Here is a 21,619-nt window from a genome sequence, read left to right as displayed (position 1 = left end):
AAATCAGAGAAATTTAGTGCCGGATCGAAAGGTTATTTCCTTTTTGCAATGGCGCTAGATTTTTATAAATTAACTAAGAAATAAAAATGCGCAGATAGATCGATTGGTTTAGGCTTACTTGCTTTGCTCCGATTCATATATTTAGCGTTGTGCATAATGCGAAAAAAAACGCAGTGAATAATCTGAAAACTATAAAAGAATATTACAGACCGATTCAGCCAACAGTTTCGGCTAATGATAATGAAATAAGTTATCAAGAGAGTAAACCAAATAAAGAAATTGAAAATTTCATCTATTGTTTTTGGCAACTTAAAACGCTGAAACCATTAAACAAAGATTATAATTACCGAGTAGTTTCAGACGGCTGTATCGACATATATTTTGACCATAAACAACCGACCGAAAACTTTATAATGGGATTTTCTAGAAAGTTCGTCCAATTTCCAATTGGAAAGGAATTTGATTACATAGGCATTCGTTTTTTACCTTCTGCATTTCCACACTTATTCGGAATAAACGCCAGAACTTTAAGTAATCAATCTCAAGAACTAAACAAAGTTTTACCTAATTTTTCCGAGTGGATAAATTCACAAATCACGACTACTGATTCATTTGAAAACATTGTAAAAATACTGAACGAAAGAATAATTGAATTTTTAAAAAACCAGGATATTCATTATGACCACCGTTTTTTAGATTCACTAAACCTAATTTTCCAAAAAAATGGATACTTGAACACAGAAAAAGACCTTAATACAGGTTTAAGTTCAAGACAACTTCGCAGAATTTTCAATTTTTATATCGGAACAACAGCTAAATCATTTAGCAATGTTGTACGCTTTCAACATATTTTAAATGCAAAACCTTCCAAACAAAGTTTAAAAGAAAACAAGTTATACTTTGATGTTGGATTTTTTGACCAAGCTCATTTCGTTAAAAACTTCAAAACATATTACGGAGTTACACCCTCCGAAGCCTTCCATTAAGTTTGTCCGATTTTTACAATGTATAGGTTTCTTGCAAACCTAAATTTGTAGCAACAAAATTATTGACAATGAAAGCATTTATATTAACAGCATTTGTTCTTACAGCAGGTTGGGCAAATGCACAAACAACAAACAAGATGAAACTTAATGCAGGAATAATCACTGAAAAATTACAGGAAACCAAGAAATTCTATACAGAAGTATTGGGATTTGGAGTAAGTTTTGAAAACGAATTTTATTTATTACTTCACACCCCCAATAATTCGGCAGAAATCAGTTTTTTACAACCGAACCACCCAAGCCAAAAACCAATTTTCCAATCAGCATTTAATGGAAATGGAGCTTATTTGACTATTGAAGTTGAAAATGTAGATGTAATTTATAAGCAACTAAAAGAAAAGAGAGTCCAAATGGAAATCGAAATCCGAGACGAACCTTGGGGAGACAGACATTTTGCAATAAAAGACCCAAATGGAATTGGAATCGACATTGTAACTTATACAAAACCAGAATAATAAAATACTATACACAACAAGATATAAAAAAACATAGGGCTTTTGTGTTAACTCCAAAGTTCTGTGTTTTTTTACAAAGTCGCCAACTATAAAATTTGGCATTTTTCAACAAAAAAGATAAAAGCAAAATATTATATTTGACGTAATACCAAACCGAAATGTATTGCTTATAGCCTCCCCTACGTTTCTTATACTAACCGCTACCTACAAGCAAAAAAATGAAAAAAATTCTAATATTTTTTATAATATCAATTACAAGTCTGAGTTGTAACAACAAAGGAAAAGATGGTGGAATTAAAACCAAAACCAAATCTGATTTTGAAAAATATGATGAATTAGTTTGGAGCGGAATGCTAAATTTTAAGGACAAAGATTATCAAAACGCATTATCCAATTTTCAAGACGCCTTTAAAATAAAACCTGATGAAAGTACTTCAGATTATTTTTATGCTTCTGCATCTGCTTTAAACTTAAAACAAGATAAAGTTGCAAAGGATTTTATAATAACAGCAATTCAAAAAACTAACGCATCCGAAAATTATTTTGACAGTTTTGATGAATTTAATGCTTTTAGAGAAAACAAACTTTTTTCAGAGATAAAAGCTAGGTATTCCAAGTACAAAACTGACTACACTAATAATCTTAAGAACCCTGAAATATATAAAGAGATTGAGTTATTAGCAGAACGAGACCAAAAAGTTAGAACAGATGGCAGTAGTGTTGAGGAAATGCAAAGAGTCGATAGTCTGAACATCAAAAGACTAATTGAAATAAACAAAGAGTACGGTTGGTATGATAGGCAATGGATATTACTATGGCATCACAGAGGGATTCATCGAGAGAACAATTACGTTTGGAATTATTTTAGACCATTAATCAATAAAAAAATTGAGAAAGGCGAATTAAGAAAAAACTATTGGGCAAGATTTGATGATGAAAATTCTATGCTTAGAGGTAAGGGCGTTCAAATATATGGAACGTACTGGAATAATTATGACCAATTCCCAATTGAGAATATAAACACGGTAGATAGTTTGAGAAATACGGTCGGATTACCTCCTTTGGCATATATAGAAAAGGTTTATGATGTAGAATTACCTGAGGGATATACAGTAAAAATGCCCCTAACAAGATATAAAAAAAATAGGGAGAATTAGTACTTAATCGAAAAATCTACGTGTGTTTAGAAAGTCGCCAAATTTAAAAATTTGACTCGTTCTCAATCCGAAAATAATCCTTAATTTAAACGCTAAAAACTATATCCAAGACTGTGAGCAGTAATCGAAAAATCGACAACATATCTAAAAATCGTGAACTCTATCAAAAATTATTTTTTAGTATCCGTTATTTAAAATAAAACTTTATATGCGACTAATCATTGTTATGATAATGTGTATCTGTTGTTTCGGTTGTAAAAACCAAACAATAGTAAAAAACGAAGTACAGGACCAAGCATTAGAAAAAAGAATTAGACCTGTGCATGATACAATTGGCTTCACAAAATATAATTGGCAATTAGACTCTATTTATAAGCGTTTAGGCATTAAGGATTCTAAAAATAGTATGCAATGGAAAGCAGCTGTAAGTCCGCATGACGATTACAAATACGCTGGACGTTTGTATTATGAATCCCTTAAAGGAATTAATGCCAACACTATTATTCTCGTTGGTGTTGCTCATCGTGCTCGAAACTTTAATCTTCAAGACAAAATCATTTTTGGAGATTTTACACATTGGGAATCTCCTTATGGTGATTTAAAAGTGTCTGATATAAACTCTGAAATTATTGAGCAACTTCCAAAATATTCATACCTGGTTCATAACGATATGCAAGAACTAGAACATTCTTTAGAAGCGATTGTGCCCTTTTTACATCGGAAAAACAAAAATCTAGAAATTATCCCAATACTTGTACCCTATATAAATTATTCATTGATTGATGTCATAGGTAATGATCTTTCTATTGTGGTGTCAAAAATTTTAAAAGAAAAGAATCTTGCCTATGGAAAAGATGTAGCAGTTGTTATTTCTAACGATGCTGTTCATTATGGTAATGAAGAATGGGGTAGAGATTTAGCACCTTTTGGAGTTGATGATGAAGGCACTAAAAAAGCTAGAGCTATAGATATGGAGATTATCGAGAAGTGTTTAGTAAACGAAATTAGTAATGAAAAAATAAAAACGTTTACAGAATACACCGTGCAAACTAATGATTATAAAGAATACAAATGGGTTTGGTGTGGTCGTTATTCTGTACCTTTTGGAGTGAGTTTTGCAAATAAATTAAATCAGACATTACATAATAAACCGTTACTAGGAACTTTTTTAGATTACCAATCGAGTATAGATCATGAGCTTATAACAGTAGAAGACTTAGGAATGGGAACTACAGCTATCGCAACTCAAAAACACTGGGTCGCTTATGCGAGTATCAAATATGAATAGATCTGTAATTCTTGATGGTGTTAAAATTAGAAAAGAAGTCGTAAAGAAAATTACTCAGTACAGTTTAATTACGACCATGAAAGAATCGTTTATTTGAGCAGACAAGTAATGTATATTAAATCGAAATAAACAATAAAAACAGCTGTATAATACTGTTGATAATCTAGTCAAAGGTAGAAAATTCAACAATTTTAATTGCCGTACTAACCATAGCCGAGAGCCACCCTCCATAATAACCAAAAGCCCAGCTACTACATTAAAAACTTATACTTTTTTGACATAGTTTTACATTTGATATGGCAAAACAATTATGTAAACTATCCGAATTAGAATTTTGAATTTGGGGAATTTTTACTTTATTTTAGAAGTGGAGAACAACTAATTAAATACAAATGTATACATGTCCTTTGTAACTAACTATACTTACAAATTGACTGTAATTTCAAGAATTCCGTAAATGGCTAGAATATATGGAACCATAGGATCATTAAAATCTCTAAAATCTGAGTTAGAGACTAAAGGAGTTACTAGATTTAATTCTGTCGGAGAGATTAATGTTTTTTTATCGAATTATAATTTAGAAAAAAGCGCAATTATTAATGACACATCAGATCAGTTAGAAAAGGAATATTCTGAAACATGCATTAACCTGGAACAAAAAATTGAAAGTAAAGCTAAAATAATCAATGTAGAAACGGAAAGAATAGATCACAGGATTTCTGATTTACGGACAAAAACTGACTTAATTCATAGCAATAAAAATGATAACTTTTTAAAAAAATTAATATCAAGTGTAAAACTTTATTTTTTAAAATATAAAGTCAATCATTTTGTAAAAAACAAAACTAGACTTATAAGTTTATCTGTAAAAGAAATCTCTAAAAACATTAAAAATGATGAACTTTTTATAAAAAAATATAAAGCTGAAAAAGAACAGCTAATTAAACAAAGAGCAAAATCCAAAATTGAAGAATTAAAATATATCCATGATGTTTTAGAAAACTCAAGAAATCTAATTGCAGGCTCATTAGGAGAAAATTTAGTTGTTAAAGAAATAAAGAAACTTTCAAATGATTATGCTTTGATTAATGATTTTAATTTGAGTTTTTCTCATCCAATTTTTTATAAAAAACATAATCAGAGAATTAATTCTATACAAATTGACCATCTCTTAATTTCGAAAGCTGGAATTTTTATAATAGAAACAAAAAATTGGAGTAAATCATCTATCAATTCTTTAAGCCTAAGGTCACCGATTGAACAAATCGAAAGGTCAAATTTTGCTCTTTATATTTTCCTTTCAAAAAATATAGTTTTAAACGAACATCATTGGGGAGAACAAAAAATTCCAATACGAAATCTTATTGTAATGATTAATAATAAGCCAAAAGCTAAATTCAAGTACGTAAGCATAAAACTACTTAGAGAACTGAATGACTATATAAAATATTTTGAACCTGTTTTAACCGAAAAGCAATTGAATAGAATAATAAATAAATTGCTAAAATAGTTCTTAATTAACTAAACAAATACAAAAACACTACCCTCCATAATAACCAAAAGCCCAGCTACTACATTAAAAACTTATACTTTTTTGACATAGTTTTACATTTGATATGGCAAAAGAGCTATAAAAAGTATTTAATTTTGAATTTTTAGTTTAGGGAATTTTTAGTCTATACTAGAGACAGAAAACAACGAATTATCAATACACGAAATTAATTACTAATGCGTATATGCCTCCCTTTTATAATTATATCAATATGCTGTAGTGCATTTTAAGAAAAACTGTAACAATCATTAAAAATTGTAATCTTTAGAGTACGAAATCAATAAACAACATGTTAACTAAAACTACTAGTTCTTCTCTATTACTAATTGTCATTTTATTAATTGGTTGTAAACCAAATGAAGATAAAAACCACTCAATCAAAGGTATTTGGAAATCCATCGGTTATGGGGAAATCCTGAAAATAGATGCTAATTCTTATGAATATTTTGACATAAGTGACATTTCTTGCTTACCAGTAAAAGAAGGTACTGTTTCGGAAGTCGCAAATTCAATGCAAGTTTCAAATGATACGCTAATCATAAATCGTGGATTTAACAGATATCGCTACCTCAGGATAAAAAAGCTTCCAGATTTTTGCAATCAAAACTCAAAAGATAAAAACAACATCTTGTATAATTTCGAGGTTTTTGCAAATACCTACAAAAATCACTACGCATATTTCAAACTGAATAAAATTGATTGGGACAATCTTTACATAAACTCAAAAAATAAAATCAATTCAAAAAGTACAGAGGTTGATTTATATATAGTTATGGAAGATATGATTGAAAAGTTGAAAGATAATCATGGTTCGATAACACCAACAGATGAAGTTTATAAATTAGCAGAAAATCAAATCCAACCAGAATTAGCAGAAGAAGAAACAAAAGAATTGAAAGAATATGGCGATTTTGAGATTGCTGGAATGGTTGCAAATTATTATCTTAAAGAGGATTTGACCAAAGATACGTGGCTTATGAAATGGGGCAAGATGGAAAACAATGTTGGTTATATCCAAATCAAAGCAATGTTTTTGTATGCAGATTTGAATTTAAACGATAGTCTTGTCAAAGAAAATGGATTTATTTCAACATATATGGATGCATTTGATAGTTTAAATTATCAACAGCAAATTTCAGAAGAAGTTGATGGAATAAGTAAATTAATGGATACAATAATGCAGGACCTTAAGGAAACAAATTATCTCATTATCGATGTTCGTTTTAATGGTGGTGGACATGATGTAGTATCATTAGAAATTTTGAGACGATTTAACTCTGTCAGAAAAAAAATCGCTGTTAAAAAAGCAAGACACAATAACAAGTATACTATAAAAACACCGATTTATTTAGAGGCAGCCAAAAATCCCTATACAAAACCAGTATATTTATTAACTTCCCAACAGTCTGCAAGTGCAGCTGATATGATGGCTTTGAGTTCAATGGAATTAGATAATTTGAAACGTATTGGCTCACATACAAATGGAGCAATTTCGGATGCTTTGCAAAAGACATTACCAAACGGTTGGTATTTTTCTCTTTCTAATGAAATTTACACAGATAATAATGATAAATGTTATGAAAATATAGGAGTTCCTGTTAATTATGAATTGAATTACCCCAATGATAGACAGACTTTTTTTAGAAGTGTTGCTGACGATTTAGAAAAAGATAAAAAAAATATTTTAAACGCAATTAACGAGTTACAAAACGAGTAAAAATATATCACGACAAAGAACTGAGGTAAAAAACATAGGACGGTTTAAACTTTCAGAAAAGTCTGTGTTTATTTATAAAGTCGCCAAACCGAAACGTATCACTTATCACTTGCCCTACGTTTCTTGTACTAAACCTTATCAACAAGCTAAAACCTAAACTATGAAAACTGAGATTAATACAATATGGATTGACTTACACGAAGAACTTTATAAATTCATTTTAGGGAAAATAAAAGATGAGCAAGCATCAAAAGATATTCATCAGGAGGTGTTCTTGAAAGTTCAAACTAAAATCCATCAACTAAACCATTCTTCTAAACTTACATCTTGGGTTTATCAAATTACAAGAAATACTATTATTGATTATTTTCGAAAAGTAAAAAATGAAAATACATCTATAAGTGGGTTAGATTTTCCTGAAATAGACAAAAGTAATTTTGATTACTCAAATCTAACAAACTGTATCAATCAAAAAATAGAAAACCTTTCTTCTCAACATAAAGAAGCAATTATTTTAACTTCTTTTAAAAATTATTCACAAAAAGAACTGGCAGAACATTTAAAAATATCATATTCCGGAACAAAATCAAGGGTTCAAAAAGCTAAAGAAATTTTAAAAGAAAACATTTTAGATTGTCCAAATGTAGAATCTGATAGCACCGGTAAATTAATAGACTTCGAAAAATAATTAAAATAAACTACGTCTTTTTCTAACTAATTGCGTCTATCCTATATAACATCTAAAAAAAATCAAAATGGGTAGTTTAAAAAAAATAGTAATAGTACAAGTTCTTAATGCTTTTGCAGAAAATGGGAAAGGTGGTAATCCAGCAGGTGTAGTTTTAAACGCGGATGAATTATCTGATAAAAATAAACTGGAAGTTTCTAAAAAAGTAGGTCTATCCGAAACCGCTTTTGTTTCAAAATCTAAAACAGAAGACTATAAATTGGATTTCTTTACCCCAACTAAACAAATAGCACATTGTGGGCATGCCACGGTAGCAACATTTTCTTATTTAAAGCAAATTGGTTTATTGAAAAATGATAGTTCTTCAAAAGAAACTATAGATGGGAGACGAAAAATAGAAATAATTGGAGATTTAGCGTTTATGGAACAATTGGTTCCCAAATATACTGATGTAAACAACGAAGAAAGTATCATTTTAAAATCATTAGGGTTAAAGAAAAAAGACTTGATTCCAAATGCACCAATTAAATTAGTTAATACAGGGAATTCATTTATACTCATTCCTGTTAAAAACAATGAAATTTTAAAGAATATAATTCCCAAATTTGATTTGATTAGTGACGTTAGTGATAAGTTTGATTTAATTGGTTACTATGTATTCTCTACCGACACAAAATCTGACGCTACTTCAAGAATGTTTGCTCCTAGCTATGGAATATTAGAAGAGTCAGGAACAGGAATGGCTGCTGGACCACTTGCTTGCTATTTATTTGACATTTTAAAAATTAAAAAAAAAACTTTTCACATTCAACAAGGAAAATATATGAAAGAGCCTTCATCAAGCATGATTATTGTTAAATTACAAATCAATGAAGGAGAAATAAAGAATTTAATGGCTGGTGGAAAAGGAATACTCAATAGACAATTAAAGATCGAAATTGACGATTAACAACTAGTTATCAACTTAGATGTTTATAACACCGAACAAACAATATGAAAAACAATCCACTTTTATACATTTTAATAGCTTTGATTATTATTAGTTGTACTAAAGAAGAAAAGAAAATAATCGTTGAGGAATGGAAATTAGAATACAAAAATGATACTAATGGAAACAAAGTATTCGGTAACAAAGAGGCACTAATCTCATATGTAAGAAAAGGAAATCCTATTAGAATTGGTTGGGCTTCGCGAAGACGAAATGATTCGACAAAAACGGTTGAACATATTGTCGATGCAGAATTTATAACAATTGCGAATGGAGAAGAAGTCTTTGCACAGATTAAACCATTCCTTGCTCAACGTCCTGATTTAACGAGTGACACGCTGAGCATGACCTTAATGCCATCACAATCCCATTGGATTTTGAGCACAAACGGACTAATTAGCACAATGAGTATTAATTACGGTAAGGATACTGTAAGTACATCGAAGCCAAAACCATTTAGACACGATATAAGTTGGTTTACAAAAAAATCTAATTCATCAAAAAAAGCGAAACCTCTATGGGACTAAATGAATAATCAACAACGACTAACAACAAGTAAACTTAGAGATTCTTGTTACACCTTTAATGAAAGGAATTCATTAAAAAATCCAGTAAAACTTAGTGAGGATCACAGTTAATATGTAATGAATTCGTTGTAACATTTTCATTAATTCTCATACCCATAACCTATAATCTTAAATTTAAATTATTTGCATTATTCACATATAATTAATTGCGGCAGAATTTCCCTATCAGAAATTCTCTTGCATTAATTATCTTTAGCAACGGCAGAAAGTACTCGCATACTTTCTTGCGAATAATCATACACAAAACATTAGATATTAATTAAGGAAACTGAATTGAAAATTAGAGAAACATATAGAAATGATTATACCATTTCAACCGACAAGGATAAATTAGATATTTTAAGCATTCATAAATTCCTTGCAAATGAGACTGATTGGGCTAACGGAATCCCAATCAATACTTTTAAAACATCCGTTGAAAACTCGTTGAATTTTGGGCTTTATTACCAAAACAAACAGATTGGTTTTGCAAGAATAATTTCAGACTATTCGACTATTGCATATTTAGGAGATGTTTATATCCTAAAAGAATATAGAGGAAAAGGATTAAGTAAATGGCTGATAGAGGAAATCATGGAACACCCTAACCTTCAGGGATTAAGGCGCTGGATTTTATTGACTGATACTGCTGAATGGCTTTATAAAAAGTTTGGGTTTACGGAAATACCAAATCCTGAATTTTATATGGAAAAACATAACCCAAATGTATATAACGGAATAGATAACACTAATGCCGACAATGCATAAAAAATTATAGAGAGGTTTCTGCTTTCCCGAAGGTTTGTGGTTATCTACAAAGTCGTCAACTATAAAATTTGGGGTAGTATCAATCCAAAACGTATTGCCTATCAACTGCCTTACGTTTCTTATACTGAATGTTAACTACAAACTGCACAAACACTCGAACTTAAAAAAACAGGATCAAGTGAAATTGAACACCCCAAAACTAGGGGCTACCCAAAAATGAAAAAACAATAAGCAACCATTTAGAAAAAAATTGCGTCTTTATAAATAGAAGTACTTTAAAAACCAAGCAAACATGTTAGAAAATCCAAAAATAAACATCAAAATCAAACTTTCTTCATTATGGGCTTCAGCAACTTTCTGTTATTTATATGGAGATTATTTTGAACTCTACACACCAGGTAAAATAGACAGCTTACTTACAGGCGAAAATATTTTAGACAGCCCTACCAAATTATTAATTGCAACAATAATTTTAGCAACTTCATCCATAATGGTTGCTGCTTCAATTATTCTTAAACCAAAAATAAATCGTATTCTGAATATTACATTTGGAATGTTATTTACAATAATGATGTTATTTATTGGATTCAATTCTAATACGGAATGGTATGGATTCTACGTGTTTTTAGCGTTTTTAGAAAGTATTATTACTGCTTTAATTGTTTGGTATGCTTGGAAATGGCCTAAAGAAAAAAGCATCTCATCATGAAAATTAGGACATAGAATAGAAAAAAAGTACTGGAATATTCTAGTATAGGACAACAATCAATTCTAATCACTAAAATGAGAAGAGCCCGTTGCCAACTATGTATAAAAATAATCCTAAATTAGTCGCTTAATCAAAGGTTAGTACCATTTTGTTACGCCTGATTTTCCTTCGAAAAATCCTCGCACACAAAACCGCACTATTCTTATACATTAAACGTTGGTAAACATTTGAAGAAATTAATTAATGAACATAGAAGTTATTAAACCTTCAGATATTGAACTTCAAAAATACATTGAATGTTTTTATATTTTAACACATTCAAAAGAAGAAGGCAGAACAACTTATTTTACATTTCCCAGTATTTTTTCTATAGTGTCAATTTCTTCTAATACAAATGTAGTTAGAACAAATAGGTTTATAAAAACTACAGAGTCTTCAATACTAAATTTTGATTCCAATTTAGACACTCGCTTCACAAATCCTATTTTGATTCAATATGAGGGTTACGTTAAAGAAATTACAACTTATTTTAAACCATTAGGTTTGAATGCCTTTTTAAATAGGCCACTTAATTATTATTGTAACTCAGATAAAACACAATTTTTACCTTTTTTAGATTATATGGATGTTATGAGTTCAATTCTAAAAATAGCATCATCTGATAAAATAATGAAACTACTCGAAAATTACTGGTCTAGTAAACTAAAAAATGATAGGCCATTAAAGCTTGAAAAAGCCATTAAAGCCATAATTGAAAATCCTAATAGATCAATCTCTTCAATCGCAAATGATAGTAATTTAAGTCACAAGACTTTAATTTCACATTTTAATAAAAACATGTGTAAAACCCCTACTGAATTTAGAAAAATCGTTCGTTTTAGGAAAACGCTAAAAAACAAAAAAGAAAATAATTTAACACAGTTAAGTTACTTGTCAAATTATTTTGACCAAGCACATATGATTAAAGATTTTGATAAACTTACTGGTTACAAACCAAAAGATTTTTTTAAAAATTTAACCTCAATTGATGAAAAAATAAATTGGATTTTCACATAAGGGTAAAATCTGTACAATTCTACTTTACAATAATTGCTGATTTTTGGCTATCAAAATAAAAAGATGATAGAGATTACAAATGCAGTTTTATATGCTGATTTTGAAATTATTGAAAGTTTAGTTAGGCAAATTTTACATAAATTTTATGACCCAGTTATTCCAAAAGAACATACTAAATATTTCATAAATAAGTATCAAACAGCAAAAGCAATAGAGCAACAGGTTGAGAATGGAAGTAATTATTTTTTACTTAAATATAAAGGCTTGAATGTTGGTTATCTCGCCCTAAATAAAACGTCTGATTTTTTGTTATTAGATAAGTTATACCTACTAGAAGATTATAGAGGTAAAAAGATTGGTAAAAAGGCAATTGAATTTACTGATAGTTTCGCTAGAAAAATGAATATTTCAAGAATTGAATTAATCGTACACAAAGAAAACCTTAAAACAATAGAATTTTATAAAAAAATGGAGTTTAAATTACTAGACATAGTACCTAACCATTTCGAGACTGGTCAAATTATTGAAAATTATCAAATGGCAAAAATATTAGTAACAAAGTAAAACGTCTACAATGTAAAAAAACACAGGGCAAAGACAATTTGAAAGATCAGTTCTTTTCTGTGATATCGCCACAATAAAATATGGCATTTAGAACAAAAAAGATAAAAGCAAAACATTTATATTTGGATTAGTACCAATCCGAAATGCACCGCTCATCACCTGCCCTACATTTCTTATACTAGACGGTTAACCATAATTATAAATATGAATATAACTATTAATACATTTCTACTTTCACTTTTATTCTACTACTCTTATTCTCAAACTAGTAAAATTACTGTTATTATACCTGATTGTGGAGTAGATTCTCAATGGAAAGAAATAAAAGCAGATGTAAACGAAGCATATTGGGGTGTTTATGAGAAAAAAAAGTATCATAACAGGGATAATTTTCTAATCAAAAAATATGATAATACTAAATCTACTATCCCAAAGTTTTTAATAAAGGGGTTAAATTTAAAAGATAGTATTTTTACAACAGGAAAATGGGTAAATAGAATGTTGTACCCAGGAGAATCAATTCCATTTTCTGTCTATAGCATAGAAGATGAGCAGAATAGCAAAAATTACTTTCTCTACGCTAAAGGGAATATAATTGAAACAGAAAAAGGTGAGTTTCCATATTTTAAGAAAATTAAAAATTATGAACTTGTTGTAGATTCATACAACGATAAAACTCGTCAAACAATTAGAAAAATGGATCTTTTTTCTTTTCCCTCTGGTGGTTTTGAAGGAGGAGTATTTATCCATTGGATTGGAGATTTGAACGGAGATAAGCTACTTGATATGTTAATTGGAACTTCTGAACATTATGCTGGATCAACGCTTTCAATATTTTTATCCAACAATATTTCTAAAGAGTTATTTAAAGAATATGACGTTGGAGGATGTTCCTGGGATTAACATTATATATAATAATATTAAAAACAAGTTACTGAATGATAGAAATCATTGATTTAAGTCAAGAAATTTACGAGGGAATGCCTGTTTATAAAGACCTCCCACAAGTTAAAATGACAGTTCATAATTCCCATGAAGAATGGAATGGAATAAAAAATCCAAAAATTAAAACACCAGCAGTTCATAAATTAGAATTAGGGGAACATACCGGAACACACGTTGATGCAATAAACCATATGGCAATTGAACATAAAGGAAAATCAATTGACAAAATGCCTTTATCCATGTTCTATACTCAAGGAATTTGTTTAGACTTTTCTCATAAAGGACTAAAAGAATTAATTGAACCTAATGAAATTGAAAATGCTTGTATAGAGGCTAATTTGAAAATAGAAAAAGGAGATACTGTATTGATTTATACTGATCATTATCGAAAAAACTTTAATGGAAAAGATTGGGGTAATGGACCTGGGATTTCTACAGAAACTGCTCGTTGGTTAGGAGAAAAAAAAATATCAGCTTTCGGAGTTGAAACGATGTCACCTGGAGTTCCGGGAATCTCAAATAAAAAAGTGCATCATATTTGTGGAGAATTGAATTTTACGCATTACGAGAATATGATAAATCTACATCTGCTAATCGGTAGAGGAAGATTTCGATTTATTGGACTTCCACTGAAAATTAAAGGAGGAACAGGTTCACCTGTTAGAGCTATCGCAGTATTCGAAAAATAACAACTTTGGCTACACCCTATAAAGCTAATTATTTACTAAATTTAGTGCTCTAACTAGGCATTAAAATCATTTTATGTTAAACCCTATATACAATCAGGACTAATATGAAAAATAAATAACAGAAGAATGTCAGAATTAAATTCACTATTTGTTAAGGTAAAAATTAAAAAGAATAAACTTGATGATTTTCTAAAATCAAAACCAAAGCAATTAAAGATAGATGCCAATTGGGTTGCATGGTGGGATTCAAGAGAAATGTACGGAAAAAATGAACTTTCTCAAGACAACCTTTCTAGTTATGAACAACCGGATAATCAAAGTATCGTAGATACTTGGAAGAATAATAAACGAAGTGGAGGATTTTCTGAATATGATTCAGAAAATGGAATTTGGAACTTTGGAGTAGTTTTTTTTGGAGAGAACTATTATGAAATGATTCCAGGACTTGGATTCATAAAAAGTATTGCGGATTATATCGAACACGATATTGGTAATTTTGCTATAGTCTTCGACTTTTTCTGGGGTAGTAATGAGGTAAATGCTTTAATAGATTTTAATAAAGAGAAAGGGTGTTTTAAGCCTACGGCTAAAGTAAAATCAGATATCAATCCAGAAAGTCTGAGGTATGCAGAAATTTATTTGAATAAAAAAACAGAAGAATTCTCTAAAGCGCATGAAGATTGATTGCGAAATTAACTACCCTGAACCTATCGTATACGCGCGTTTCCAAAAACATTCAAGAAATCTACTTTAAAGTAACTTTTACCTAATGAAGCATTTTTTCAGAATTTTACACCAAACATAGATTGGATTTAATGAATGATGAGCAATATGCTTAGTGAAAATTCTAAAGAGAAATTATTCTTTACTTTTGAAACTGACAAAAATGAGCTTCTAATTAATGAATACCACACAACCAACAAAGAATATAGCAAAAACAGTATGGCCTTGGTTTAGAAAGGCAATTGTATTAATATTATTCTCTTTAGTGGTAAATCACTTAGCTGCAAGCGATAATTTTCTAGATAGTGAATCCTATAGATTCCCTTTAGTTGGTTTTTTGTTTACTATTATTTTATCCATTCTTGTTGTAGTTATAGCACATTTTAATTTTAAATTTTACGAGAAAAAACATTTTTCTAAAAAAATAGAAAGCGTTACAATCATAAGATTTATGGCTTCTACTCTAGGATATATTACAGTAATTTATGTTCCTGTAAATATCATTGTAGGAATAGTTGTAGATGGAGAAATACAATTTTATTACACTTTAATTGGTTTGCTAATTACCTTATTAATATGTTTTATTCTCATAGGTTTATTATATGCCCAAGACGTATACAATTTATATAAGTTATCTATAAAAGATGCAGAAATCACTATAGATAGCGGAGCGAAAATAAAGAAGCTTACCTATGAAAATATTGCGTGCTTTTATAGCGAAAACAAAATTGTGTATACTGTTCAGAATGATGGTACAACAATTAACACCGATTTTACATTAAATGAGCTCGAAGAAAAAATAAACGATCAATTATTTTTTAGAGCCAATCGACAAATTATCATCCATAAAGATACTGTAGACCTAATCGAAAAGATTGAAAATGGCAAGTTGCGTATTCGATTAAAAGGTTTCATTAAAAATGATGCAATCGCAGAAATCAATATCAGTCGTTACAAGCGAAAAATATTTATGGATTGGTTTCAATAAAAGATGTCAAAAACTACCGACTATTCAGTTGTAAATTTCGACCATTCAGTAAAAACATGAGTATTTAAAGGGGATTTCAGAGATTTTGTTCATTATTTCGTTTAGAATTTAAAATCAAAAACAATGAACAAAATCACCTTACGTCAAATATTAATTCCATTAATTACCATTGCATTCATCTGCTTTTTTTGGTTTGGACCGTTTCGTATAACCATAGAAAACATCATTATTTCTATATTAATCATTATAGCAAATTATATAGAATATAAAGAAAAAGCATTTTCAGAACTTGGATTTCAACGTAAAAATTTCACATTCAAAAACATTTTAGTAATTGCGCCATTAGTCGCATTAGGGCTCTTTATTTTTTATGTCTTTATATTGGTTCCTGGGATAACAAAATTCACAGGAACTCCTATTGATTATTCTGCTTTTGATCAATTAAAAGGAAATCTTCCTGCCTTTTTAATTACTTTATTATTAGTGTGGGCCACCGCAGGGTTTGGAGAAGAAATTATCTTTCGTGGTTATTTTATGCGACAATTTGTAAAATTCTTTGGAGAAAGCAAAATCAGTATTGCGCTTAATATTATCCTAATTACTGGTTTTTTTGGCTTTATGCATAGTTATCAAGGAATTACCGGACAACTTGTTACTTGGATTGTGGGAGCGCTCTTGGCCTGGATATTCTACTTGCGTAAATACGATTTGTGGTTTCTGATTTCCGTACACGGTTTTTTTAACACCATCGCTTTAAGTTGTATTTACTTTGATTTGGTATAACGATTCCCAGCAACAATACATAGATCTTTTTTGGAACTATAATTTATTATAAAAATAAAAATTAATTTTACCTAGACTATTGAGAACTATAATTACAAAAAATGAAGCAAATTCAATCAATAATCTTATTTCTACTCTTCATCAATTTTGGATGCAAAAACTCAATAGCAGAAAAGCCGGAAAAAGCATTGGATCAATCTAAAAAAAATCTACAATCAAAACCGCTAGTAAGTTTTACATTCGACGATGGAAATACATCTGATATCGCAAATTTCAAATTTGAGGAATGGAACAAAATGATTTTAACACATCTTGAAGAAAAAAATCTAAAAGCCATATTCTTCGTTACAGGAAAAAATAAATCCAGTAAAAAAGGGCAATTTTTGCTTAAAAGTTGGAATGATAATGGGCATAAAATAGCGAATCACTCCTATTCTCACCCCAATTTTAATTCCGAAAAAAACGATTCACATCTTTTTGAGAATGAACTCAAAAAAACAGATGTAATTATCTCAAAACTTAGCAATCATATCAAGCTTTTTCGATTTCCCTACTTAAAAGAGGGACAAAACCAAACAAAAGTTGATAGCATTAGAAACATACTTAGCAAGCACAATTACTCGAATGGTTATGTAACTATAGATGCTTCGGATTGGTATGTAGATCAGCGCTTAATCAAAAGAATAAAACAAGTTGGACTTGAAAAAGCAGATATCGATAGGTTTAAAGACTTCTACTTAGATCATATTTTAGAACGAGCGAATTATTATGAAAAGCTTTCTTACGAAATGAACGGAAGACATATCAATCACACATTGTTGCTTCATCACAATCTAACATCTGCATTGTTTTTAGGAGATCTTATTAAAAAATTTAAAGAACAAGGTTGGGAGGTTATTGATGCCGATAAAGCTTTTGAAGATGAAATATTTACAAAGATTCCTACATCCGATTTTGCAGGAGAGAGTTTAATTTATTCAATGGCTAAACAATCAGAAAAATACGATCAGATATTGCGATATCCTGCAGAAGATAGTCGATACGAAAAAAACAAAATGGATGCAATTGGTCTTTAACATAGAAGGATTACCTAAATAATATTTTTAACTCCTTGTAACCAACAGAAAAACTAAAAAACGAGGTAACATTTTACCTTTTTATGATACATACTTATAACCTCATAACATACTTCTGTAATAACATTAACTATTAAAATGCAAAAGCTAACAAAAACAATTTTATTCCTATTATTGATTTCTAATATGTACGGACAAGAATATTTTGAAGGTCAAATAGAGTATAAAATTGAATATGAACCTATAAACCCAAATATTCCAAGGAGTTATTTATCTACCGAACTTGGAGATTCTTTTACAGCTTTTGTTCAAGAAGATAGATATACAATGATTTATAACGGAAAAGGAGAACTTGGATGGATGAAAATAATAGTTCGATTAGACGAAGGATATTCATATACTGAATACGAAAAAAAAGATACCATAACTAAGGCAAAATTTGGGCTTGAAAAAGACAAATTACTTGAATTTAGTCGCAATCCAGATGACAAAAAAATTGTAATGGATGAATTATGCGAATCTATCACCATTAACTATCAACCATCTGATCCAAAATCGTTTTTTAAAACTTTTCGTGGTAAATATTATTTCAATCCAAAATATAAACTTAATTCGAAGTTATATGAAAATTATACTAATGGATTTTGGAATCTATTTGTAAAAGAATCTAACTCAATAAGTATTAGAAATGAAACTGAGTTTTATCCTTTTTTTAAAGCCACCCAAGAAGCTATATCTATTGATGAAAAGAAAATACCATCAAAAATATTCGAGCCAAATAATTCAAAAGTGATATTTGAAAAAAAGTAGAACCGTAGCTAACACAACATATAAAACACTTGAGGCAATTGAATACAGAAACCGATGGAAAATGGATTAATGTGAGCGAAATAAGACCTTTTCGTAGTATCGACATTATTACTTTCGGCAATGATAGAATTACAAATGCTGTTTTAGAAAATGTCGAAAATGAAGTAAATTTAAAGGAAAAAGAAGTAGAAAATTCTTCTAAAAATATAGCTGGCCTAAACTTTCAATTTATAAATCCCGACCGAATACGATTTTATAGAAAATGAAAAAAGGTAACCTTATTGAACGAAACGGAATCTAAAACCGAAGACCATATCTTTGAACAAGATTATGTTAGATTGACTCCAACAATATCAAAAATATCAGGAAGTAGGATTCAACTTTTGAAATATAATTTTAAATGGAATAACGAAAAGATGATCATTAAATTCAATAAAATTTTAGATCCTTCTGAAATAACCCAAGCTCTTAATACAATCGAACATACAGGACAAAAACACTGTTAGAAAAAATAGATAATACTTTATTGATTTCTTTCTTTTATAATAATCGTAGAGGATTGGTATTATTTATTAAAGAAATTGACGAAACTAAAGCTGTCTTGTATGGACTTCCTCTAGAACCTTTTGATATAGTAGCTAAAAGAATTGACTAAAAAATACTTAACACTGCAACATACATATAATACCAAGAGTCAATTAATCAACCGAATGGTTGTTGTATTTTTGGTAAAGTGTAAAACTTGCTCTGAATAATTAGTTAATCAACACCGAATATCCTCAGTAGAAAACAATAAAACCGTGTTAAATATCCTTTGAAATGAAAAAATTAAAAAAATCACTATTTCAAACGCCTGTACTAATCAGTATCCTTGCACTATGCTTAAATAGTTGCTTTCATACTAATGCAACTAAAAACGTTGAAAAAGAAAACACGAAAACTACTGTATACCCTAGTGATGTTATTCCTTTTATGAACGAATGGAGTATTCTAACAGGTGATGGCACACGTACCGAAGAATTAGCCAATTACGAGCAAAAAGATTTCTTTTATGTTTCTAATGATGGAGAAACGGACTGGGTAGTTTATAAAACACCAAACTCTGGTATTACGTCAAAAAATTCGAGCAATACAAGAACAGAATTAGGGCAAAAAAAACATTGGATACCCGAAACGGGAGGCAAATTAAATGGTACCTTAAAAGTAATGCATGTTTCCACATCTGGCGATGCTAGAGTGGCTGCATCATATTCTGTAGTCGTTGGACAAATTCATAGTGATGATGGACATGAAAACGAACCACTAAAAATATTTTACAAAAAATTCCCTGGACATACAAAAGGATCTGTTTTTTGGAACTACGAAATCAATACAGAAGGAGATAATTCAAAAAGATGGGATTACTCAACAGCTGTTTGGGGTAATGATATGTCTACTATTGGATCGAGTCCAACTACATATCCTGAAGAACCTAAGGAAGGAATCGAACTAGGAGAAGAATTTAGCTATGAAGTAAACGTATATAAAGGTATTATGTACATCACTTTTACAAGTAAAGGTCATCCAACAAAGACGTTTACAAAAAACTTATTAAAATCAGAATTTATCTCTAAGGAAACCATACCTAAACAAATACTAACATTATATGCGGCTATAGGTCGAGATGGTACAGAACGCCCAGATGCATATGCAGGCGAGTTGCAATTTTTTAAACAAGGTGCTTACAACCAAACAAACGGAAAGAATCCAGAAGACAATATCGTTTGGAATACTGGATCAAAAACTTATGATGGTGATATCGCTAAACAATATGCTAACGGATGCTATGCCGAAGTATGGTTTAAAGAAGCTGCTGTAGGTTCTGGTACGGTACCTAATAAAGAGTAGCGTATTCATGAAATTAATTTTAGATTTTTTTTTGGTGGGAGGCATTTTTATCATTGCCATAGTTCTGATCCAGCTATTAAAAATAAAAAACAGAAAACTACCTCAAAAAATATTAATTGTATTATTTCTTTTTCTTTTATGTGTTACAATCTATTTTTATGCGTTACTACACACTATTGATTGGCTAATACAGCTTCTATTTTTGCCTAATGATATCACCATTATAATTTTGGGTCCTTTATTATTTCTATATGTAAAATCATTATTTTTAAAGCAAAAAGAATTAGTAAAGAATACTTTAGTTCATTTTACTCCTGCTTTACTATTTGCGTGTAGCATTACAATACCAACAATACTATTCAACAACTTCAAAATAGACGAACTAGCTTATACACATACTAATTTTATTCGCTCAATTATCAAAATTGATAGTTTATATTTTTTATTGTACTTATTTTTTTCGCTACGGTTATTATCAACATACAGAAAACTAACCAAACATAAATATTCGAACCTAAACCACTATGATTTTAATTGGATTAAGATTATGCTACTTGCAGCACTAGGTATTATGAGTGTTGATATGGTGATTAAGATATATGAATATGTATTTAGTGATTTTCATTTGAATGCGGACTATTTTTCTGTTTTGGCGATGATAGTTCTAGTGATGTTCTTGAGTTATTACGGTACAAATCAATCTAAAGTATTATTACCTTCTTTTTTATTAGATGATAAACCGCTCTATAATATTAAAAAGATAAAAAATGAAAAAATTTCACCTTCAAAAAAAGAAGCGTTCGAAATCTTAAAGAACAAACTCGAAGTTCTTCTACAAACAGATCAAACGTATTTAGATCAAGATTTAACATTAGGAAAATTGGCGCAAAAAACCTTTACAACGGATAAAATACTTTCTACTATGTTAAATCAACATATGAATACTACATTCTATGATTTAATAAACAAATATCGTGTACAAGCTGTAAAAGAAAAGATACTCCTAGAACAATATCAAAACTATAACCTCTTCGGAATTGCTTGCGAATGTGGTTTTAAATCAAGAACCAGTTTCAATAGAATTTTCAAAAAAGAGACTGGACTTTCGCCTTCTGATTATAAAAGAAGTATGTTAGAAAGATAGTTTTATCTTTTTTTAACATA

25 protein-coding genes are annotated in these 21,619 nt (G+C 29.7%); all 25 read left to right on the top strand.

Going from position 1 to position 21,619, the window contains the following annotated elements; genetic code table 11:
• Positions 1-173: 173 nt before the first annotated feature.
• The 25 genes from D1815_RS21405 (at position 174) to D1815_RS23800 (ending at position 21,599) form a co-directional block, all read left to right on the top strand.
• Positions 174-986, top strand: coding sequence for a helix-turn-helix domain-containing protein (locus tag D1815_RS21405; RefSeq protein WP_199726725.1), 813 nt, complete (start codon positions 174-176; stop codon positions 984-986).
• 137 nt (positions 987-1,123) lie between these two features.
• On the top strand, positions 1,124-1,501 hold the full coding sequence (locus D1815_RS21400) for a VOC family protein (protein WP_027395797.1): 378 nt from the start codon (positions 1,124-1,126) through the stop codon (positions 1,499-1,501).
• 218 nt (positions 1,502-1,719) lie between these two features.
• Entirely contained in the window at positions 1,720-2,658 is a 939-nt protein-coding gene (locus tag D1815_RS21395; protein WP_027395798.1) for a hypothetical protein, read from the top strand.
• 208 nt (positions 2,659-2,866) lie between these two features.
• On the top strand, positions 2,867-3,946 hold the full coding sequence (gene amrB, locus D1815_RS21390; protein WP_118389325.1) for an AmmeMemoRadiSam system protein B: 1,080 nt from the start codon (positions 2,867-2,869) through the stop codon (positions 3,944-3,946).
• A 457-nt stretch (positions 3,947-4,403) separates the two neighbouring features.
• Positions 4,404-5,456: a nuclease-related domain-containing protein gene (locus tag D1815_RS21385; protein ID WP_118389323.1), complete on the top strand. Its 1,053-nt coding sequence runs from the start codon at positions 4,404-4,406 to the stop codon at positions 5,454-5,456.
• A 331-nt stretch (positions 5,457-5,787) separates the two neighbouring features.
• Positions 5,788-7,215 (top strand): S41 family peptidase, encoded by a 1,428-nt coding sequence (locus D1815_RS21380; protein ID WP_118389321.1) that lies wholly within the window; start codon positions 5,788-5,790, stop codon positions 7,213-7,215.
• Between the two features lie 160 nt (positions 7,216-7,375).
• Complete coding sequence (locus D1815_RS21375; protein WP_027395802.1) at positions 7,376-7,903, top strand: sigma-70 family RNA polymerase sigma factor; 528 nt, start codon at positions 7,376-7,378, stop codon at positions 7,901-7,903.
• A gap of 67 nt (positions 7,904-7,970) precedes the next feature.
• Positions 7,971-8,852 (top strand): PhzF family phenazine biosynthesis protein, encoded by an 882-nt coding sequence (locus tag D1815_RS21370; RefSeq protein ID WP_118389319.1) that lies wholly within the window; start codon positions 7,971-7,973, stop codon positions 8,850-8,852.
• 44 nt (positions 8,853-8,896) lie between these two features.
• Entirely contained in the window at positions 8,897-9,418 is a 522-nt protein-coding gene (locus tag D1815_RS21365) for a hypothetical protein (RefSeq protein ID WP_118389317.1), read from the top strand.
• Positions 9,419-9,751: 333 nt separating this feature from the next.
• Positions 9,752-10,225, top strand: a complete 474-nt coding sequence (locus D1815_RS21360; RefSeq protein ID WP_118389315.1) for a GNAT family N-acetyltransferase — start codon at positions 9,752-9,754, stop codon at positions 10,223-10,225.
• Positions 10,226-10,517: 292 nt separating this feature from the next.
• Complete coding sequence (locus D1815_RS21355; protein ID WP_027395805.1) at positions 10,518-10,934, top strand: DUF6326 family protein; 417 nt, start codon at positions 10,518-10,520, stop codon at positions 10,932-10,934.
• Between the two features lie 243 nt (positions 10,935-11,177).
• On the top strand, positions 11,178-11,990 hold the full coding sequence (locus D1815_RS21350; protein WP_027395806.1) for an AraC family transcriptional regulator: 813 nt from the start codon (positions 11,178-11,180) through the stop codon (positions 11,988-11,990).
• A gap of 63 nt (positions 11,991-12,053) precedes the next feature.
• On the top strand, positions 12,054-12,554 hold the full coding sequence (locus D1815_RS21345; protein ID WP_118389313.1) for a GNAT family N-acetyltransferase: 501 nt from the start codon (positions 12,054-12,056) through the stop codon (positions 12,552-12,554).
• Positions 12,555-12,758: 204 nt separating this feature from the next.
• Positions 12,759-13,457, top strand: coding sequence for a hypothetical protein (locus tag D1815_RS21340; RefSeq protein ID WP_118389311.1), 699 nt, complete (start codon positions 12,759-12,761; stop codon positions 13,455-13,457).
• A 35-nt stretch (positions 13,458-13,492) separates the two neighbouring features.
• The gene (locus D1815_RS21335) at positions 13,493-14,188 is read left to right on the top strand and encodes a cyclase family protein (RefSeq protein ID WP_027395809.1); all 696 of its coding nucleotides are present in this window, start codon (positions 13,493-13,495) and stop codon (positions 14,186-14,188) included.
• Between the two features lie 126 nt (positions 14,189-14,314).
• The gene (locus D1815_RS21330; RefSeq protein ID WP_118389309.1) at positions 14,315-14,872 is read left to right on the top strand and encodes a hypothetical protein; all 558 of its coding nucleotides are present in this window, start codon (positions 14,315-14,317) and stop codon (positions 14,870-14,872) included.
• Between the two features lie 217 nt (positions 14,873-15,089).
• Entirely contained in the window at positions 15,090-15,899 is an 810-nt protein-coding gene (locus tag D1815_RS21325; RefSeq protein WP_118389307.1) for a LytTR family DNA-binding domain-containing protein, read from the top strand.
• Between the two features lie 123 nt (positions 15,900-16,022).
• Complete coding sequence (locus D1815_RS21320; RefSeq protein ID WP_118389305.1) at positions 16,023-16,682, top strand: CPBP family intramembrane glutamic endopeptidase; 660 nt, start codon at positions 16,023-16,025, stop codon at positions 16,680-16,682.
• Positions 16,683-16,783: 101 nt separating this feature from the next.
• Positions 16,784-17,758: a polysaccharide deacetylase family protein gene (locus D1815_RS21315; RefSeq protein ID WP_118389303.1), complete on the top strand. Its 975-nt coding sequence runs from the start codon at positions 16,784-16,786 to the stop codon at positions 17,756-17,758.
• Positions 17,759-17,896: 138 nt separating this feature from the next.
• Entirely contained in the window at positions 17,897-18,568 is a 672-nt protein-coding gene (locus D1815_RS21310) for a hypothetical protein (RefSeq protein WP_147404138.1), read from the top strand.
• Between the two features lie 38 nt (positions 18,569-18,606).
• Positions 18,607-18,834: a hypothetical protein gene (locus D1815_RS21305; protein WP_118389299.1), complete on the top strand. Its 228-nt coding sequence runs from the start codon at positions 18,607-18,609 to the stop codon at positions 18,832-18,834.
• 15 nt (positions 18,835-18,849) lie between these two features.
• On the top strand, positions 18,850-19,074 hold the full coding sequence (locus D1815_RS21300; RefSeq protein ID WP_118389297.1) for a hypothetical protein: 225 nt from the start codon (positions 18,850-18,852) through the stop codon (positions 19,072-19,074).
• A gap of 20 nt (positions 19,075-19,094) precedes the next feature.
• Positions 19,095-19,223 (top strand): hypothetical protein, encoded by a 129-nt coding sequence (locus tag D1815_RS24025; RefSeq protein WP_255420145.1) that lies wholly within the window; start codon positions 19,095-19,097, stop codon positions 19,221-19,223.
• Between the two features lie 164 nt (positions 19,224-19,387).
• Entirely contained in the window at positions 19,388-20,455 is a 1,068-nt protein-coding gene (locus D1815_RS21295) for a polysaccharide lyase family 7 protein (protein ID WP_118389295.1), read from the top strand.
• Between the two features lie 547 nt (positions 20,456-21,002).
• Entirely contained in the window at positions 21,003-21,599 is a 597-nt protein-coding gene (locus tag D1815_RS23800; RefSeq protein WP_158594432.1) for an AraC family transcriptional regulator, read from the top strand.
• Positions 21,600-21,619: the final 20 nt, after the last annotated feature.

Origin of the sequence: Aquimarina sp. AD1 (assembly GCF_003443695.1) — a bacterium.
GTDB classification, from domain to species: domain Bacteria; phylum Bacteroidota; class Bacteroidia; order Flavobacteriales; family Flavobacteriaceae; genus Aquimarina; species Aquimarina latercula.
The sequence above is the reverse complement of the archived record's forward strand: the minus strand, read 5'-3'. Positions and strand labels throughout refer to the sequence as shown.

Coding starts and splice junctions, on each gene's coding strand:
- D1815_RS21400 (WP_027395797.1), top strand. CDS start 1,124: ATGAAACTTAATGCAGGAATAATCACTGAAAAATTACAGGAAACCAAG.
- D1815_RS21395 (WP_027395798.1), top strand. CDS start 1,720: ATGAAAAAAATTCTAATATTTTTTATAATATCAATTACAAGTCTGAGT.
- amrB (WP_118389325.1), top strand. CDS start 2,867: ATGCGACTAATCATTGTTATGATAATGTGTATCTGTTGTTTCGGTTGT.
- D1815_RS21385 (WP_118389323.1), top strand. CDS start 4,404: ATGGCTAGAATATATGGAACCATAGGATCATTAAAATCTCTAAAATCT.
- D1815_RS21380 (WP_118389321.1), top strand. CDS start 5,788: ATGTTAACTAAAACTACTAGTTCTTCTCTATTACTAATTGTCATTTTA.
- D1815_RS21375 (WP_027395802.1), top strand. CDS start 7,376: ATGAAAACTGAGATTAATACAATATGGATTGACTTACACGAAGAACTT.
- D1815_RS21370 (WP_118389319.1), top strand. CDS start 7,971: ATGGGTAGTTTAAAAAAAATAGTAATAGTACAAGTTCTTAATGCTTTT.
- D1815_RS21365 (WP_118389317.1), top strand. CDS start 8,897: ATGAAAAACAATCCACTTTTATACATTTTAATAGCTTTGATTATTATT.
- D1815_RS21355 (WP_027395805.1), top strand. CDS start 10,518: ATGTTAGAAAATCCAAAAATAAACATCAAAATCAAACTTTCTTCATTA.
- D1815_RS21350 (WP_027395806.1), top strand. CDS start 11,178: ATGAACATAGAAGTTATTAAACCTTCAGATATTGAACTTCAAAAATAC.
- D1815_RS21345 (WP_118389313.1), top strand. CDS start 12,054: ATGATAGAGATTACAAATGCAGTTTTATATGCTGATTTTGAAATTATT.
- D1815_RS21340 (WP_118389311.1), top strand. CDS start 12,759: ATGAATATAACTATTAATACATTTCTACTTTCACTTTTATTCTACTAC.
- D1815_RS21335 (WP_027395809.1), top strand. CDS start 13,493: ATGATAGAAATCATTGATTTAAGTCAAGAAATTTACGAGGGAATGCCT.
- D1815_RS21330 (WP_118389309.1), top strand. CDS start 14,315: ATGTCAGAATTAAATTCACTATTTGTTAAGGTAAAAATTAAAAAGAAT.
- D1815_RS21325 (WP_118389307.1), top strand. CDS start 15,090: ATGAATACCACACAACCAACAAAGAATATAGCAAAAACAGTATGGCCT.
- D1815_RS21320 (WP_118389305.1), top strand. CDS start 16,023: ATGAACAAAATCACCTTACGTCAAATATTAATTCCATTAATTACCATT.
- D1815_RS21315 (WP_118389303.1), top strand. CDS start 16,784: ATGAAGCAAATTCAATCAATAATCTTATTTCTACTCTTCATCAATTTT.
- D1815_RS21310 (WP_147404138.1), top strand. CDS start 17,897: ATGCAAAAGCTAACAAAAACAATTTTATTCCTATTATTGATTTCTAAT.
- D1815_RS21295 (WP_118389295.1), top strand. CDS start 19,388: ATGAAAAAATTAAAAAAATCACTATTTCAAACGCCTGTACTAATCAGT.
- D1815_RS23800 (WP_158594432.1), top strand. CDS start 21,003: ATGCTACTTGCAGCACTAGGTATTATGAGTGTTGATATGGTGATTAAG.